The sequence below is a fragment of the Sphingobium scionense genome (assembly GCF_014197035.1).
GTDB lineage: Bacteria > Pseudomonadota > Alphaproteobacteria > Sphingomonadales > Sphingomonadaceae > Sphingobium > Sphingobium scionense.
This window is the reverse complement of record NZ_JACIEU010000027.1, coordinates 46,804-60,232: the sequence shown is the minus strand read 5'-3', so window position 1 is coordinate 60,232 and position 13,429 is coordinate 46,804. Positions and strand designations below refer to the sequence as shown.

Genomic DNA, 13,429 nt, shown 5'->3' with positions numbered 1-13,429 from the left:
AACAGCCCGCCGATCAGATAGCGATCCCGCAGCTCCTCGTTCGACACGCACTCCATCATGTCCGGGTGCGTCGCATAATAGGTCTTGTCGAACATCGGGAATCTCCATCTAAACTTTGGCGAAGCTTATAACGGCGCAAGCGGCGAATGTAAGCCTGTTTTCCCGTAATGTGGACTATTGTTCCGACATATGAGGAAAATCGCCGCGTAGCAGGATGACATGCAGGAAGCGGGGGCCATGAGCACCGCGCACATAGGTGCCCTCGATATCGGTCGTCCCCGACACGCCGGTGATCCAGTAATGGGCGCGCGGCTGCGGCCCGGCCAGCGGCGCCTCCTCCAGCCAGGGCGCGATGTCCGCCACGCGCAGCAGCACCAGATGATGCAGCGTCAGGAAATTGGGCAGCATCGGCGCCTGCGGGCTGGTCTCGAATATCAGCGATCCGGTCTCGGCAATACCCTTGCGCGCGATTGCCAGTGCCGCCGCCTCGTCGGGAGCGGCGTCCTGATGCAGGGCAAAGCCGCTCCAGTCGCAACCCGACAGGCGCGGGTCGGGGGGCAGGCACAGCGCCCGTGCCTCGCCCTGCGCATCCAGATAGCGCGCGACCGCGGCGGGCAGCTCCTCGATCGTTTCGATATCGTCATGACTTGCGCTGACGCTGGGCAGGGCCAGCCGCGCCAGAAACTCCGCCTCGACCTGGGCGATATCGACCGCCGGTCGCTCCGGCGTGCCGAGCAGCGCCGCAGCCTCCGTCGCTATGTCAATGTCGCTGTCATCTTTCAGCCGACTGAGGATGGCCTCGCGCGCATTCATCGGCCGCGTTCCTTGCGATATTGGTCCATGAAGGTCTGCGCCGCCGGTTTGGGCATGTCGCGATAGGTGGTCCAGCCCCCCGCCAGCGGCAGCGTGCGGATCCAGCCCTTGCTGCCCAGCAACCGCATCGCCCGCACCGCCATGCCGGTGCCCATCCGATAGAGGCGCGGCCGGGTCGCGACCCAGGCCCACAGGCCGAGCCCGGCGCGCAAGGATTGCGGCTCCAGCCCCTCGCGCCAGCTCTTCTCGCGCCAGCCGCGCAGCAGTGTCGGCAAGGGGATGCGCACCGGGCACACTTCCTGGCACTTGCCGTTCATGGTGCAGGCATTGGGCAGATCGCGGCTCTGCTTCAGCCCGTCCAGCACCGGGGTCAGCACCGCGCCCATCGGGCCGGGATAGGTGCCGCCATAGGCATGGCCGCCAATCTGCCGGAACACGACGCAATGATTCATGCAGGCGCCGCAGCGGATGCAGCGCAGCATCTCGGCCAGCCCATCTTCGCGCATCCGGGTGCGGCCATTGTCGACCAGCACGATATGCATCTCCTCCGGCCCGTCCCGGTCGCCGGGGCGCTTGGGGCCGGTGTAGAAGGTCGTATATTGGGTCAGCGCCGCGCCGGTCGCCGACCGCGCCAGCAGCCGCAGCATATGCACGGCATGGGGCATGGACGGCACGATCTTCTCGATCCCCGCGGTCACGATATGGACGCGCGGCGGGACGAGCGACAGCTCGGCATTGCCCTCATTGGTGACGGTGCAGATCGCGCCGCTATCGGCGATCAGGAAATTGGCGCCGGAAATGCCGACATCCGCGCCCAGCATCTGGGTGCGCAGCTCGCGTCGCGCGCTTTCCGCCATCGCGGCGATCGTCTCTTCCTCATGGGGCAAGCGATGCTTCGCCTTGAACAGGGCGGACACCTGTTCGCGGGTCTTGTGCATCGCCGGCCAGATGATGTGCGATGGCCGTTCGTCGGCCAACTGGATGATATGTTCGGCTAGGTCGGTCTCGACCCGGCCGATCCCGGCCTCGGCCAGCGCATGGGGCAGGCCGATCTCCTCGCCCAGCATCGACTTGGAGCGGGCGACGCTCTTCGCCTTCGCCGCCTTGCACAGGGCGATGACGATGTCGCACGCTTCGTCGGCGGTGCGCGCCCAATGGACCTTCGCCCCGGCGGCGGTGGCGTTTGCCTCGAACTGCTCCAGATAATGGCCCAGATGGGCGACGACATGGTCCTTGATCGCCGCCGCGCGGGTCCGCGCTGCCTGGAAATCGGGAAAGGCGTCGACCGCGACCGCGCGCTTGGCCTCGGCCGTGCCCGCCGTCCGTTCGACCGCGACCTTCAGGATGCGGTCGGCCAGCGCGGCGTCGGCGCGCGCCTTGAATCTGGTCGCCTCGGCCGGTGCGCCGCTCATGCCTCTTCCCCGATCGCCGGGCCGTCGCCCATGCCGGCGATCAGCTCGATCGCGTGGAAGGCGCGGACCTTGCTGCCCTGCCTATTGAGCTTGCCCGCCATGTTCATCAGGCAGCCAAGGTCTCCGGCCAGCAGCAGGTCGGCGCCAGTCGCCTCGATCGCGTCCGCCTTCTCGCCGACGATCGCGTTGGAAATGGCGGGATATTTGACGCAGAAAGTGCCGCCAAAGCCGCAACAGGTTTCCTCGCCCGCCAGCGGCGTCAGCTCCAGCCCGGCGATGGGTTTCAGCAACCGGCGCGGCTGCGCCTTGACGCCCAGCTCGCGCAGCCCCGAACAGCTGTCATGATAGGTCGCCTTGGCATCCACCTGCACGCCCTCGGGCTTCCATCCGCATTGCTCGTCCAGATAGGCCATGATCTCCCATGTCTTGGCCGCCACAGCCTGCGCGCGCGGCAGCCATATGGGGTCATGCTCGAACAGTTCGGGATAATGGCAACGGATCGTGCCGCCGCACGACCCCGACGGCACCACCACCGCTTCATAGGGTTCCAGTGCGACGATCGTCTGCCTGGCGAGCGCGATCGCATGGTTGGTATCGCCGCTGTTGAGCGCCGGCTGGCCGCAACAGGTCTGGCCTTCGGGCACGACCACGTCGCAGCCCGCCGCCTCCAGCGCGCGGATCGCGGCAAAGCCGATGCGCGGGCGCATCATGTCGACCAGGCAGGTGACGAACAGGGCAACCTTGCGCTGGGTCACACGCCATGCCTCTTGGCAAAGGCCAGGAACAGGTCGGGCCAGGGCGCGGCCGACTGGGCCTGGGCCGTAATGCCGAAGCCATGGCCGCCATTTTCGAACAAATGGCATTCGGTCGGTATCTTCTGTGCCCGCAGCGCCGCCAGCATGGCGATGCTGTTGTCGACCGGTACCGCCGGATCGTCGATCGCATGGGCCAGGAATATCGGCGGCGTCTGTGCGCTCACATCCTGGTCCAGCGAATAGGCCCGCATCCGCTCCGCGCTCGGATTCTCGCCCAGCAATTGCGTGCGCGATCCCTTGTGGACGAACGGTCCCTCCATCTGGATCACCGGATACATGTAAGCGGCGACGGCGGCCTTGATCGGCTCGCGATCGGCGGCGTCGACCGGCTTGTAGCTTTCCACCGGCGTCCGGCTGGTCAGCCAGGCGGCAAGATGGCCGCCGGCGGAAAAGCCGATCACGCCCACCCGGTTGGCGTCGAACTTCTCCTTGCCCGCCATCGACCGCACCAGCCGCAGCGCGCGCTGCGCATCCTGCAACGGCGCTTCGGCCCCGGCGGCCCAGCCATCGGCCGGCAGGCGATAGAGCAGCACGAAACAGACATAGCCCGCCTCGGCAAAGCGGCGCGCGATCGAATAGCCCTCATGGCCGATCGCCACCCGGCTATAGCCGCCGCCGGGGATCAGCATGATCGCCGCGCCATTGGGTTTTGCCGGCCGCAACAGGGTCAGGGTCGGGGTGACGATATGGGAAAAGACGCCATCGTCCGGCCCGCTGTCGGGCCGGCGCAGCGTTTCCACTTCCTTGACCGTCACATGCTCGCCGCCCGGCGCCTTGCCCGGCCAGATCGGAAAGCGGACGAACCCCTGGGGCAGCGGAAAGCTCTGCGCCAGCGCTTCGCCCATCGGTGCAAGCGCGGCGGCAACGGCAGCGCCGGTCAACAGGCCGCGACGGTCAAGCATGGTCATTGGCATTCGGTCCTTCCCAGCGGCGTGGTCCGATTGAGCGCCGGCCGGCTGGCCAGAACCTTGGCCGAAATCGGCAGGTTCAGCGCCTTGAGGCCGCCGGCGACCAGATCGGCGACATTGCGCGCCCCCAGTTCGCTGAAATGGGTATCGTCGTCGATCCCCTTGGGGAAGCCGGGCATCTTGTCCTCTGCCTTGTAATGGAGGAAATAGGTCTTCGCCTTGTCCGGCCCGGCCCGGTCGACCCAGGCGCGCGACAGCGATTCCAGATCGATGATCGGCACATGCGCGCTCGCCGCCAGCTCGCGCATCACCGCGGAATATTCGGCGAAGTCGGCCTTCGCCTTGCCATCGGCGCCAAAGCTGCGCCGCGTCACCGGCGTCACCAGCACCGGCGTGCCGCCCGCGCCGCGCACGTCCCAGATGAAGCGCAGCAGATTGTTGCGATAGTCGGTCTGCGCCGGCGCCCAGCGCTGCGGCTTGGCGCGATAGGCGTCATTATGGCCGAACTGGATCAGCACCGTGTCGCCCGGCATCAGCTCGCTCATCAGCTTGGTCCAGCGCCCTTCCTCGATGAAGGTGCGGGTCGACCGGCCCCCCATCGCATGGTTGGACACCCGCACCTCGGGCGCCAGGCCACAGCCCAGCATCATGCCCCAGCCGGTCTGGGGATAATTGCCCTTCTTGTAATTGGCCGCGGTCGAATCGCTGGCGATCAGGATCGTGTCGCCCGGCTGCGTCGCCAGCGCCGGCAAGGGCGTGGCCAGCAGGGCGAGGGCGGCGGCAAGGGGGGCAATCTTCATGATGCGGCTTCCCGGATTGTCATGCCCGCTTCCCCGGTCGGTCGGCGAAGCGGGCAGGGTATCTTATTGCAGGTTCACATACATGCCGCCGTCGACCAGCAGCGCTGCGCCGGTGACATAGGCGGCCATGTCCGACGCCAGGAAGACGATCGGACCGGCCAGGTCTTCGGGCGCGCCCAGGCGGCCGAGCGGCGTGCGCTTTTCCATATATTCGCGCTTCTCGACATCGGCCAGGTCATCTTTGTTGATCTCGGTCAGGATGGTGCCGGGCAGCACGCTGTTGCAGCGGATGCCATATTTGCCGAGCGCGATCGCCGTCGACTGCATCAGCGAATGCACGCCGGCCTTGGTCGGGGTGTAGTGCGTCTGAAATTCGCCGCCGACCAGCGCCGAGATGGAGGATACCGCGACGATCGAACCGCCATGGCCCTGCTTCACCATCTGCTGCGCGGCTGCCTGCACCATGAAATAGGCGCCGTGCAGATTGACCTTGAAGGTCCGCTCCACCACGTCGACCGGCATGTCGAGGAAGCCGTGGAACGGGCAGATGCCGGCATTGCTGACCATCACGTCGACCTTGCCGAACGCCTCGACCGCCTTGGCGACGAAGTCCTGCGCGGTCTGCGGATCGGCGACATCGCCCTTCACCGCGATCGCGCGCTGGCCCAGCGCCTCGATCTCGGCGACGCAGCTCGCGGCCGGGCCGTCGCTATGGGCATAGTTGATGACGACGTCGGCGCCATGCTGGGCGGCGCCGATGGCGGCCGCCCGGCCGATGCCGGTCGATGCGCCGGTGACGAGGACGGTCTTGCCTTCAAGCAGCTTCATGCGAGCATTTCCTTGGATTAGCGCCGCACCGGGCGGCGGGGGGATTTGACGCCGGGGGTCCAGCCCAGATCGGCGCTGACCTTCTGCGCGGCGGCGCGAACTTCGTCGCTCAGCGATGCCATGCGCGCATCGTCCATATATTGGGCGGCGCTCGACAGGCTGATGGCGGCGACGATCGCGCCGGATGCATCGCGGATCGGCGCGGCGACGCAGCGTATCTGGTCCTCATTCTCTTCCAGGTCGAACGCGCGCCCGGCCGCGACATAGCCGCGCATCCGCTCCAGCCATTGCGCCGGGTCGGCATCATGGGTGCCGTTTTCCCGCTCGCTTTCCAGCAGCCGGGTCCAGCCCGCCTCCGCATCGTCCAGCATCAGCGCCTTGCCAAGGCCCGTCGAGGTCAGCGGATGGCGATCGCCGATCCGGCTCGAAATCTCGACCCGGCGGCGGCCGGGAATCTTGTCCAGATAGAGCGCCTGGTCGCCGTCCAGCCGGCCCAGATGCACCACATCCTCGCTCGCGGCGGCCAGCGCTTCCAGATGGGGGCGGGCAATCTGCACCACGTCGGCCTGGCTCTGCGCCAGAAAGCCGAGCTGCAGCAGCTTGGGGCCAAGCTGATAGCCCTCGCGCGGCAGGAACGTCAGGAAGCCGCGTTCGACCAGCGCATTGGCCAGACGATGGGTGGTGGAGCGCGTCAGGCCCATGCGCTCGGACAGGTCGGCGAGCTTCACCGGCCCGTCGATCACCTGGTCGAGCAGGTCCAGCCCGCGCTGAAGGGTCTGCGACCCCTGCGTCTTCGACTTTTCCTCTCGTGGACCCGATTCCGGGTTTGACGTATTTTGTCTCATCTACTAACACTCTATCCCACAAAATGAGAAAAACAAGGGTGTAGGAGAGGCTGGACGCGATTCTTCCCCTCAATTGCCCCACGTTGTGCGCATTTTGTCCATATGGTGGAAGTGTTATTGCCCATCCCCTTGCGATGGGTCTGGCCCAAGGGAGTTTCAGCGTGCCCATCGTGACGTTGCCGAAGATCAAGCATGTCCGCGCCTTCACCGTGCGCGGCGGCGGTGCCGATTATCATGACCAGGGCGAAGGCCACTGGATCGACGATCACATCGCGACGCCGATGTCGAAATATCCCGAATATCGCCAGTCGCGGCAGAGCTTCGGCATCAATGTGCTCGGCACCTTGGTGGTGGAGATCGAGGCGGAAGACGGCACCATCGGTTTCGCCGTGACGACCGGTGGCGAGCCCGCCGCCTATATCGTCGAAAAGCATCTCGCCCGCTTCCTCGAAGGCCGGTCGCCGACCGACTATGAGAAGATCTGGGACCAGATGTATTTCTCGACCCAATATTATGGCCGCAAGGGCCTGGTCATCAACGCCATCTCCGGCGTCGACCTCGCGCTCTGGGATCTGCTCGGCAAGCTGCGCCAGGAACCGGTCTATCATCTGCTCGGCGGCGCGGTCCGCGACGAGCTGCAATTCTACGCCACCGGCGCACGCCCCGACAAGGCGAAGGAATTCGGCTTCATCGGCGGCAAGATGGCGCTGCACCACGGCCCGGCCGAAGGTATCGACGGCCTCAAGAAGAATATCGCCGAACTGGCCGACATGCGCTCCAAGGTCGGCGATGATTTCTGGCTGATGTGGGACTGCTGGATGGCGCTCGACGTCGACTATGCCACCCGCCTCGCCATCGCCGCGCATGAACTGGGCCTCAAGTGGATCGAGGAAGCGATCAGCCCGGACGATTATTGGGGCTACCAGCAGCTCAAGCGCAATGTGCCCAAGGGCATGCTGGTCACCACCGGCGAGCATGAAGCGACCCGTTGGGGCTTCCGCATGTTGATGGAAATGGACTGTTGCGACATCATCCAGCCCGATGTCGGCTGGTGCGGCGGCGTGACCGAGTTGCTCAAGATCAGCGCGCTCGCCGACGCCCATGGCAAAATGGTCGTGCCACATGGCTCGTCGGTCTACAGCTATCATTTCGTCATCACCCGCCACAACTCGCCCTTCGCCGAGTTCCTGATGATGCATCCGGGGCCGACGGAAGTGGTGCCGATGTTCCACCCGCAGCTGCTGGGTGAGCCGGTGCCGGAAAATGGCCGCATGAAGGTGACCGCGCTCGACAAGCCGGGCTTCGGCGTCGACCTGAACCCCGACATCGCGATGCACCGTCCCTACACCCACTGATTTGCCCAGAAGAGAGACTGATCCCATGAAATTCTGTCGTTTCGGCCAGCGTGGCCAGGAAAAGCCCGGCGTGATCGATGCCGAGGGCAAGATTCGCGACCTGTCCGGCGTCGTCGCCGACCTGACGATCGAGAGCCTCGCCGCCGCCAAGGGCGTCGACATCGCCTCGCTCCCCGTCGTCGATGGCGACCCGCGCTATGGCGTGCCGGTCAAGGGCATCGGCAAGATCGTCGCCATCGGCCTCAACTATGAAGACCATGCGATCGAATCCAACCTGCCGATCCCGACCGAGCCGATGATGTTCATGAAGGCGCTGTCGTCGCTCAACGGTCCCAATGACGAAGTGATGCTGCCCAAGGGCGCGACCCATGGCGACTGGGAAGTCGAACTGGGCGTCGTCATCGGCGAAACCTGCCGCTTCGTGTCGGAAGAAGAGGCGCTGTCGAAGGTCGCGGGCTATGTCCTCGTCAACGACGTGTCGGAACGCTTCAACCAGAAGCAGCGCGGCACCCAGTGGAGCAAGGGCAAGGGCCATGACACCTTCTGCCCGGTCGGCCCCTGGCTGGTGACCGCCGACGAAATCGGCAACCCGCAGGATCTCGACATGTATCTCGACGTCAATGGCGATCGGATGCAGACTGGCAACACCAGGACGATGATCTTCAACGTCGCCCAGCTCATCTCCTATGTCAGCGAATATATCACCCTCTATCCCGGTGACCTGATGATCACCGGTACCCCTCCGGGCGTGGGCGAGGGCAAGAAGCCGCAAGCCATCTACCTCAAGGCCGGCGACGTCATGGAACTGGGCATCGCCAAGCTCGGCAGCCAGAAGCAGAATGTCGTGGAGTGGCGCCACCTGGGTGACGAGGTGCTCGGATGAGCGTCTTTTCCGGACGCTATGAAGGTCGCTGCGCCATCGTCACTGGTGGCGCCTCGGGCCTGGGCAAGCTGGTTGCCAAGCGCATCGTCGAAGAAGGCGGCAAGGTGGTCCTGTGGGATCTGAACGCCGATGCCCTCGCCGCTGCCAAGGATGAAGTCGGCGCGACCCATGTGGTCGCGCTCGACGTCTCCGATCAGGCTGCCGTCGCCGCCGCCGCCAAGGCAAGCGCGGATGCGCTCGGCAAGATCGACGTCCTCGTCTGCTCGGCCGGCATCACCGGCGCGACCGCCACGGTGTGGGACTATCCGGTCGACAGCTGGCAGCGGGTGATCGACATCAACCTGAACGGCCTCTTCTACTGCAACCGGGAAGTCGTGCCCTTCATGCTCGAAAATGGCTATGGCCGGATCGTCAACCTCGCCTCGGTCGCAGGCAAGGAGGGCAATCCCAACGCCAGCGCCTATTCGGCCAGCAAGGCGGGCGTCATTGGCCTCACCAAGAGCATCGGCAAGGAGCTGGCTGGCAAGGGCGTGATCGCCAATGCGCTGACCCCGGCCACCTTCGAAAGCCCGATCCTGGAACAGCTGCCGCAGAGCCAGGTCGACTATATGCGCTCGAAGATCCCCATGGGCCGGCTTGGCCTGGTCGAGGAATCGGCCGCGATGGTCTGCTTCATGGCCAGCGAGGAATGCAGCTTCACCACGGCGTCGACCTTCGACACCTCGGGCGGCCGCACCACCTTCTGATCCAGCCCTCTGCGCGGCGCGACCGGCCATTCAAGAGCCCGGCGCGCCGCGATTTACGCCAGTCTCCCCCGTTCGCCCTGAGCCTGTCGAAGGGCAGGCTGAGCGAAGTCGAAGCCTTCTACACTCAGGCAGAGGCTTCGACTTTGCTCAGCCCGAACGGGAAAAGAGGCTGCTGAACTGTTCATGGGAGAGGACGCATGATCCCCTTTGTCGATGCCCATATCCATCTGTGGGATCTCCACCATATCCGCTACGACTGGCTGAGCCCGCCCTTTTCGGACGATGGCCCCAATGGCAGCGTCGAGCCGATCGCCCATGACTATGGCGTCGCGCATTATCGCCAAGACCTTGCCCGCTGGAACGTCATCGGCGCCGTCCATGTCGATGCCGGCGCGGCCGCGGAAAGCGCGCTGCGCGAGACCCAGTGGCTCGACACGCTTGCCGCCGTCGACGGTCTCCCCACCGGCTTCGTCGCCTTCGCCGCCCTCAACGACCCCGATGTCGATGCGCTGCTGGCCGCCCAGGCCGCCCATCCCCGCGTCAAGGGCATTCGCCATATCGTCAACTGGCATGCCGATCCCCAGCGCACCTATGGCCCGGTCGACCTCACCGTCGATCCGCTATGGCAGGCGGGCTATGCGCTCCTGGCAAAGCATGGCCTCTCCTTCGACCTGCAATGCTATCCGGGGCAGATGCCGGGCCTCGTCCCGCTGATCGAGCGCCACCCGGACATCCCGGTCATCATCAACCATATGGGCATGCCGGTCCTGACCGATCCGGATGGCCTCAACGACTGGCGCCGGGGCATGAAGGCGCTCGCCGCGCTGCCCCATGTCGCGGTCAAGCTGTCGGGCATGGGCTTCATCCGCCGCGACTGGACCATGGCGGGCATCGCGCCGCTGGTGCATGAGGCGATCGACATGTTCGGGACGACACGCTGCGCCTTCGCCAGCGACACGCCGACCGACAAGCTGTTCGGCCCGATCGACCGTTATATGGAAGCCTATCACGCTATCGTGTCGGATTTCCCCGAAGCCGATCGCCGCGCCATGTTCGCCGGCAACGCCAATCGCCTCTATCGTCTGGGACTTGCGCTATGACCCCCAATCCTCTGCTCGGCGTCCTCTTCCACTGGCTCGGCGGCTTCGCCTCGGCCAGCTTCTATGTCCCCTTCCGCGGCGTGAAGCGCTGGAACTGGGAGATTTTCTGGCTGACCGGCGGCATATTTTCCTGGGTGATCGCGCCCTGGTTCTTCGCCTCGGTCCAGACCAACGATCTGATGGGCGTGATGGCGCAGGTGCCCTCGTCCGTGGTCGGCTGGTGCATCTTCTTCGGCTTCCTCTGGGGCTTTGGCGGCCTCACCTACGGCCTCACCATGCGCTATCTGGGCCTCTCGCTCGGCATGGCGGTTGTGCTGGGTCTGTGCACCGTCTTCGGCACGCTGATCCCGCCGATCTTCGACGGCACCTTCATGACGGAAATCGCCGGCACCCTGCACGGCCAGATCGTTCTGCTGGGCCTTGCCGTCACCGTGCTCGGCATCGTCGTCGTCGCCCGTGCCGGCGCGCGCAAGGATGCGGCGCTCTCGACCGAGCAGAAGGCTGCGGCCGTCGCCGAATTCGATTTCAGGAAGGGCATCGCCGTCGCCGTCTTCTCCGGCATCATGTCGAGCTGCTTCGCCTTCGGCCTCGCCGCCGGCGAACCGGTCAAGGCGCTGTCGGCCGCCGCCGGCACCGGACCCTTGTGGACCGGCCTTCCCACCCTCTGCCTCGTCATGTTCGGCGGCCTCATCACCAACGCGCTCTGGTGCGGCTGGCTGATCGCGAAAAACAAGTCGGCGGGCCAGTGGGCCGGCGCGCCCGACGCCAGCGGCCAGCGCCCCAAGCTGCTGCCCAATTTCCTGCTCTGCGCGGTGGCCGGCACCGCCTGGTATTTCCAGTTCTTCTTCTACACCATGGGCGAAAGCCAGATGGGCCGCTTCGGCTTCTCCAGCTGGACGCTGCACATGGCCTCGATCATCATCTTCGGCACCTGCTGGGGCTTTGCCTTCCGCGAGTGGAAGGATGCCGCGCCGGCGGTCCGCCGCATGGTGTGGAGCGGCGTCGGCCTGCTGATCCTCGCCACTCTCATCATCGGCTATGGCAACAGGCTGGCCAGTTGATGCGTCGCCGGCTCGCCGCCCTGCTGCTGACGCTCGCCGCCCCGCTGGCGGCGGCCGACGCGCCGCTGCTGACATCGCATCTGCGCATCCATGATCCCTTCGTCGTGGCGGAGCAGGCGAGCGCGACCTACTGGCTCTTCTCGAAGAACGACCCAGCCGTCACCGGCGATCCGCGCATCGGCATCATGGCCTATGCCAGCAGCGACCTTGCCCATTGGCAAAAGCCGAAGCTGGTCTTCGCCCTGCCGAAGGACGTTTGGGCCGATGACGGCGGCTGGGCGCCGGAGGTGCATCGCTGGAAGGGGCGCTATTATCTCTTCGCCACCTTCCACAATGACAAGGCGGCAATCCCGGTCAGCGGCAAGCGCCCCAATTATCGCCGCGCCACCTTGCTGGCGGTGGCCGACCGGGTCGATGGCCCCTATCACCTTATCCACAAGGGTGAGCCGGTCACTGGGCCTGATGCCATGACGCTCGATGGCACGCTCCATGTCGACCCGGCCGGCAAGCCCTGGATGGTCTATGCCCATGAATGGCTGCAAATGGGCATCGGCACGATGGAGGCGCTGCCGCTCAAGGACGATCTCTTGCCGGCCGGCAAGCCGCAATTGCTGTTCCGCGCCAATGAAGCCGACTGGGTGATCGGCCAGAAACAGCCCGAAGGGGACATGGGCTATGTCACCGACGGCCCGAGCTTTATCGCACCAAAAGCGGCACCCTGCTGATGCTCTGGTCGAGCTGGGGGAAGGGCGGCTATGTCCAGGCGCAGGCCCGCTCCACATCGGGCACGCTCGCCGGCCCCTGGGAACAGCTTGGGCCGCTCATCATGCAGGACAGCGGCCATGGCATGTTGTTCCACAGCTTCGATGGCAAGCTGATGCTGGTCCTCCACCGCCCGTTCAAGCGGGCGATCGCCAAATTCTACGAAATGCGCGACGTCGGCGATCGGCTGGAGGTCGTGCGCGAGGCGGTCGAACTGGATGGCGAAGCCTATCCCACCCATGGCTGCCCGATGGGAGTGTCCGATGCTCGCTGCTGATCTGGTCTGGCCGCTGCGCGATGCGCCAAGCGGCGCCTTCGTGCTGGAAGACGCCAATGCCGCGCCCGAACAGGCGGTCGTCACCGCCGTCGATCACCCGGTGCTGCTCGGCTACGTGCCCGACAGGCCCAATGGCCGCGCCATGCTCATCCTGGGCGGCGGCGGCTATGTCGCGCTGATGGCCGGACGCGAAGGGGTGCAGGTCGCGCAATGGCTGACCTCGCGCGGCTATCATGCCTTCGTCCTCATCCACCGCTTCCCCCATGCCGGCACCGGTCCGTCCGCGCCGCTCGACGATGCGCTCGCTGCGATGGAGATGATCCGCGCGTCCGATCTGGCGCCTGACGGCATCGGCGTCGTCGGCCTCTCCTCGGGCGGCCATCTCGCCGCCTGCCTCGCCGCGCATTATCCGGCGGACTGGGGCGATGTCGCGCCACAGCGGCCCGATGTCATGGTGATTGGCTATGCGCCCATCTCCACCAATGCCAGGGGCCGCACCATCGTCGCCGACAAGCCGCCGCTGCCGCCGGTGGAAAAGCAGGCGCTCTACGACGCGCTCCAGCCCGACGCGCAATTGTTGCCCGATCCGCCGCCCGCCTTCATCGTCTATGCCGGCAATGATCCGGTGGTGCCGGTCGAAAACGCCCATCGCCTGGGTCGCGCCTGGCAGGATTCGGGGGGCAGCGCGGAACTGCACATCTTCGCCGACGCCCCCCATGGCTTCGCGCTCGACACGCAGGATCAGCCCGTTTCGCTCTGGCCCCGCCTGTGCGAAGCCTGGCTCAAACAGGTCGGCTTCCTGTAAATTTCGCTGTCACCCTGCG

Annotated in this window: 15 protein-coding genes and 1 pseudogene; 8 read left to right on the top strand and 8 right to left on the bottom strand. The window is 65.7% G+C overall.

Going from position 1 to position 13,429, the window contains the following annotated elements; translation table 11 throughout:
* From GGQ90_RS29435 to GGQ90_RS23325, 8 genes and pseudogenes are all read right to left on the bottom strand, one after another.
* A pseudogene (locus GGQ90_RS29435) lies at positions 1-95 on the bottom strand (5-dehydro-4-deoxy-D-glucuronate isomerase); the annotation flags it as partial.
* Positions 96-174: 79 nt separating this feature from the next.
* Complete coding sequence (locus GGQ90_RS23355; protein ID WP_188084125.1) at positions 175-813, bottom strand: LutC/YkgG family protein; 639 nt, start codon at positions 811-813, stop codon at positions 175-177.
* Positions 810-2,225, bottom strand: a complete 1,416-nt coding sequence (locus GGQ90_RS23350; protein WP_188084124.1) for a lactate utilization protein B — start codon at positions 2,223-2,225, stop codon at positions 810-812. Before GGQ90_RS23350 ends, GGQ90_RS23355 begins: the two co-directional genes overlap by 4 nt.
* A complete protein-coding gene (locus tag GGQ90_RS23345; RefSeq protein ID WP_188084123.1) occupies positions 2,222-2,980 on the bottom strand; it encodes a heterodisulfide reductase-related iron-sulfur binding cluster in 759 nt (252 codons plus the stop codon). Before GGQ90_RS23345 ends, GGQ90_RS23350 begins: the two co-directional genes overlap by 4 nt.
* The gene (locus GGQ90_RS23340; RefSeq protein WP_188084122.1) at positions 2,977-3,948 is read right to left on the bottom strand and encodes an alpha/beta hydrolase; all 972 of its coding nucleotides are present in this window, start codon (positions 3,946-3,948) and stop codon (positions 2,977-2,979) included. The genes GGQ90_RS23345 and GGQ90_RS23340 overlap by 4 nt, the downstream gene beginning before the upstream one ends.
* A complete protein-coding gene (locus GGQ90_RS23335) occupies positions 3,945-4,748 on the bottom strand; it encodes a rhamnogalacturonan acetylesterase (RefSeq protein ID WP_188084121.1) in 804 nt (267 codons plus the stop codon). The genes GGQ90_RS23340 and GGQ90_RS23335 overlap by 4 nt, the downstream gene beginning before the upstream one ends.
* Positions 4,749-4,811: 63 nt before the next feature.
* Positions 4,812-5,576, bottom strand: a complete 765-nt coding sequence (gene lra1 / locus GGQ90_RS23330; protein WP_004209342.1) for an L-rhamnose 1-dehydrogenase Lra1 — start codon at positions 5,574-5,576, stop codon at positions 4,812-4,814.
* A 17-nt stretch (positions 5,577-5,593) separates the two neighbouring features.
* Complete coding sequence (locus GGQ90_RS23325; RefSeq protein WP_188084120.1) at positions 5,594-6,421, bottom strand: IclR family transcriptional regulator; 828 nt, start codon at positions 6,419-6,421, stop codon at positions 5,594-5,596.
* A gap of 134 nt (positions 6,422-6,555) precedes the next feature.
* Here GGQ90_RS23325 and rhmD point away from each other — a divergent pair, with 134 nt between their 5' ends.
* The 8 genes from rhmD (at position 6,556) to GGQ90_RS23290 (ending at position 13,410) form a co-directional block, all read left to right on the top strand.
* Complete coding sequence (gene rhmD, locus GGQ90_RS23320; protein WP_188084119.1) at positions 6,556-7,776, top strand: L-rhamnonate dehydratase; 1,221 nt, start codon at positions 6,556-6,558, stop codon at positions 7,774-7,776.
* Positions 7,777-7,801: 25 nt separating this feature from the next.
* A complete protein-coding gene (locus tag GGQ90_RS23315; protein ID WP_188084118.1) occupies positions 7,802-8,659 on the top strand; it encodes a 2,4-didehydro-3-deoxy-L-rhamnonate hydrolase in 858 nt (285 codons plus the stop codon).
* Entirely contained in the window at positions 8,656-9,405 is a 750-nt protein-coding gene (locus tag GGQ90_RS23310; protein WP_004209347.1) for an SDR family NAD(P)-dependent oxidoreductase, read from the top strand. Before GGQ90_RS23315 ends, GGQ90_RS23310 begins: the two co-directional genes overlap by 4 nt.
* 197 nt (positions 9,406-9,602) lie before the next feature.
* Entirely contained in the window at positions 9,603-10,505 is a 903-nt protein-coding gene (locus GGQ90_RS23305; protein ID WP_188084117.1) for an amidohydrolase family protein, read from the top strand.
* Positions 10,502-11,566 carry an L-rhamnose/proton symporter RhaT gene (gene rhaT / locus GGQ90_RS23300; protein WP_188084116.1) on the top strand — a complete coding sequence of 355 codons (1,065 nt, stop codon included), beginning with the start codon at positions 10,502-10,504 and terminating at the stop codon, positions 11,564-11,566. Before GGQ90_RS23305 ends, rhaT begins: the two co-directional genes overlap by 4 nt.
* The gene (locus GGQ90_RS23295; RefSeq protein ID WP_246428399.1) at positions 11,566-12,291 is read left to right on the top strand and encodes a family 43 glycosylhydrolase; all 726 of its coding nucleotides are present in this window, start codon (positions 11,566-11,568) and stop codon (positions 12,289-12,291) included. Before rhaT ends, GGQ90_RS23295 begins: the two co-directional genes overlap by 1 nt.
* A complete protein-coding gene (locus GGQ90_RS29430) occupies positions 12,291-12,605 on the top strand; it encodes a glycoside hydrolase family protein (RefSeq protein WP_246428398.1) in 315 nt (104 codons plus the stop codon). Before GGQ90_RS23295 ends, GGQ90_RS29430 begins: the two co-directional genes overlap by 1 nt.
* Positions 12,592-13,410 carry an alpha/beta hydrolase gene (locus GGQ90_RS23290; protein ID WP_188084115.1) on the top strand — a complete coding sequence of 273 codons (819 nt, stop codon included), beginning with the start codon at positions 12,592-12,594 and terminating at the stop codon, positions 13,408-13,410. The genes GGQ90_RS29430 and GGQ90_RS23290 overlap by 14 nt, the downstream gene beginning before the upstream one ends.
* The last annotated feature ends 19 nt before the right edge of the window (positions 13,411-13,429 follow it).

Excerpts from the sequence above, each read along its gene's own strand:
- GGQ90_RS23355 (WP_188084125.1), bottom strand. The coding sequence starts at position 813 with ATGAATGCGCGCGAGGCCATCCTCAGTCGGCTGAAAGATGACAGCGAC.
- GGQ90_RS23350 (WP_188084124.1), bottom strand. The coding sequence starts at position 2,225 with ATGAGCGGCGCACCGGCCGAGGCGACCAGATTCAAGGCGCGCGCCGAC.
- GGQ90_RS23340 (WP_188084122.1), bottom strand. The coding sequence starts at position 3,948 with ATGACCATGCTTGACCGTCGCGGCCTGTTGACCGGCGCTGCCGTTGCC.
- GGQ90_RS23335 (WP_188084121.1), bottom strand. The coding sequence starts at position 4,748 with ATGAAGATTGCCCCCCTTGCCGCCGCCCTCGCCCTGCTGGCCACGCCC.
- lra1 (WP_004209342.1), bottom strand. The coding sequence starts at position 5,576 with ATGAAGCTGCTTGAAGGCAAGACCGTCCTCGTCACCGGCGCATCGACC.
- GGQ90_RS23325 (WP_188084120.1), bottom strand. The coding sequence starts at position 6,421 with ATGAGACAAAATACGTCAAACCCGGAATCGGGTCCACGAGAGGAAAAG.
- rhmD (WP_188084119.1), top strand. The coding sequence starts at position 6,556 with ATGGGTCTGGCCCAAGGGAGTTTCAGCGTGCCCATCGTGACGTTGCCG.
- GGQ90_RS23315 (WP_188084118.1), top strand. The coding sequence starts at position 7,802 with ATGAAATTCTGTCGTTTCGGCCAGCGTGGCCAGGAAAAGCCCGGCGTG.
- GGQ90_RS23310 (WP_004209347.1), top strand. The coding sequence starts at position 8,656 with ATGAGCGTCTTTTCCGGACGCTATGAAGGTCGCTGCGCCATCGTCACT.
- GGQ90_RS23305 (WP_188084117.1), top strand. The coding sequence starts at position 9,603 with ATGATCCCCTTTGTCGATGCCCATATCCATCTGTGGGATCTCCACCAT.
- rhaT (WP_188084116.1), top strand. The coding sequence starts at position 10,502 with ATGACCCCCAATCCTCTGCTCGGCGTCCTCTTCCACTGGCTCGGCGGC.
- GGQ90_RS23295 (WP_246428399.1), top strand. The coding sequence starts at position 11,566 with ATGCGTCGCCGGCTCGCCGCCCTGCTGCTGACGCTCGCCGCCCCGCTG.
- GGQ90_RS29430 (WP_246428398.1), top strand. The coding sequence starts at position 12,291 with ATGCTCTGGTCGAGCTGGGGGAAGGGCGGCTATGTCCAGGCGCAGGCC.
- GGQ90_RS23290 (WP_188084115.1), top strand. The coding sequence starts at position 12,592 with ATGCTCGCTGCTGATCTGGTCTGGCCGCTGCGCGATGCGCCAAGCGGC.